Source organism: Streptomyces sp. NPDC054847 (assembly GCF_053610925.1).
The window spans coordinates 1-1608 of the sequence record NZ_JBSGZJ010000749.1 but is presented as its reverse complement, the minus strand read 5'-3'; the positions used below and the strand labels follow the sequence as shown (position 1 = coordinate 1608).

The 1608-nt window shown below is 73.0% G+C and carries 1 protein-coding gene; it reads left to right on the top strand.

Annotated elements, in window-relative coordinates; all coding sequences use genetic code 11:
- The first annotated feature begins 232 nt into the window (after positions 1-232).
- Positions 233-1564, top strand: coding sequence for a sensor histidine kinase (locus tag ACWGH4_RS34945; protein ID WP_453467917.1), 1332 nt, complete (start codon positions 233-235; stop codon positions 1562-1564).
- Positions 1565-1608: the final 44 nt, after the last annotated feature.

Genomic DNA, 1608 nt, shown 5'->3' with positions numbered 1-1608 from the left:
GTGCGGCTCCGCGCCCTCCCCCCCACCACCACCGGCGCCGGAGAGGATCGGGTGCCCGTCGGGTGGGGGCTCCACGCCGCCCCACCACCGGTAGCGGCGACGACCGGCGTCGGCGGTACCGGTGGTGGGGAAAACCCCCCGCCCAAGACGGATACCGCCCTCATGGTGCGGAACCGGCCGCCACAGCAGGCTTACGGGTATGACAGCCCGCTTCGCAGATCGGACGACTTCGATGGCCACGGACCACGGATACGGCTCTCCGGCGCGCCGAGACCATGTCCTCCCTCCCGTACTGCGCGCGCCCTTCGAGGGCCGTACCTGGCGCGAGTTCGGTTACCTCGTGCTGAACCTTCCGCTCGCGACCGCGGTCTTCGTGTTCGCGGTGACCATGACGTCGCTCGGCGCCGGGCTCCTCGTCACGTTCCTCGGCGTCCCCGTGTTCGCCGCCTCCCTCGCCGCCCTCCGCGGTTACGGAGCGCTGGAACGGGCCCGCGCACGGGCCCTGCTCGATCTGGACGTGGCGGCGCCCGAGCCGGTGCTCAGCAGCGGGCGCGGACGCAAGAACGGCGTGGCCGCGTGGATCGGCGGCATCCTCAAGAGCGGCGTGTCCTGGCGCCACCTGCTCTACGCGTTCCTCCACTTCCCCTGGGCGGTCTTCGGCTTCTCGGTCTCCGTGACCCTGTGGGTGACCGGCTGGTCGCTGCTGCTCTACCCGCTGTGGCAGTGGGTCTTCCCGATGTGGGGCGGTGTCGACGGCCTTCAGCTGTACGGGGACGGGACGCACAACTTCTACCTCGACACGCCCCTGGAGATCGCCGCCACCAGCGTCGTCGGCCTGCTCTTCACACTCATGACGCCGTGGGTCATGCGGGGCCTGACGAGCATCGACCGCTTGATGGTGGCCGGGCTGCTCGGGCCGTCGCGGCTCGCGACCCGTGTCGTGGAGCTGGAGTCGGACCGTGGCGTGGTGGTGGACACCGCGGCGGCCGACCTCCGCCGCATCGAACGCGATCTTCATGACGGCGCGCAGGCCCGGCTCGTGGCGCTCGCGATGGATCTCGGCCTCGCGAAGGAGAAGCTGGCGGAGGACCCCGAGGCCGCGGCCCGGATGGTCGACGAGGCGCACGGCGAGGTCAAGGTGGCGCTCCAGGAGCTGCGGGACCTCGCCCGCGGGATCCACCCGGCGGTCCTGACGGACCGCGGGCTGGACGCCGCGCTCTCCGCCATCGCCTCGCGCTGCGCCGTCCCCGTGGCGGTGGAGGTGGACCTGGACTCGCGGCCGGCGCCCGCGATAGAGGGCATCGCCTACTTCACCGTCTCCGAGCTGCTGCAGAACGTCAGCAAGCACGCGCGCGCCACCCGCGCCTCGGTCGACGTGTGGCGTTCCGAGGACCGGCTGATGCTCCAGGTCAGGGACGACGGCAGGGGTGGCGCCGGGCTGTCCGCCGGCAGCGGTCTCGCCGGGCTCTCGGAACGGCTGGGCGCCGTGGACGGCGTCCTGGCGGTCGACTCCCCGGCGGGCGGCCCGACCACGGTGACCGCGGAACTCCCCTGGCGCGGCTGACCCCGGGAGCATCCGGTCCCCGGCGCCCCCGCCCTGGCGGGGGC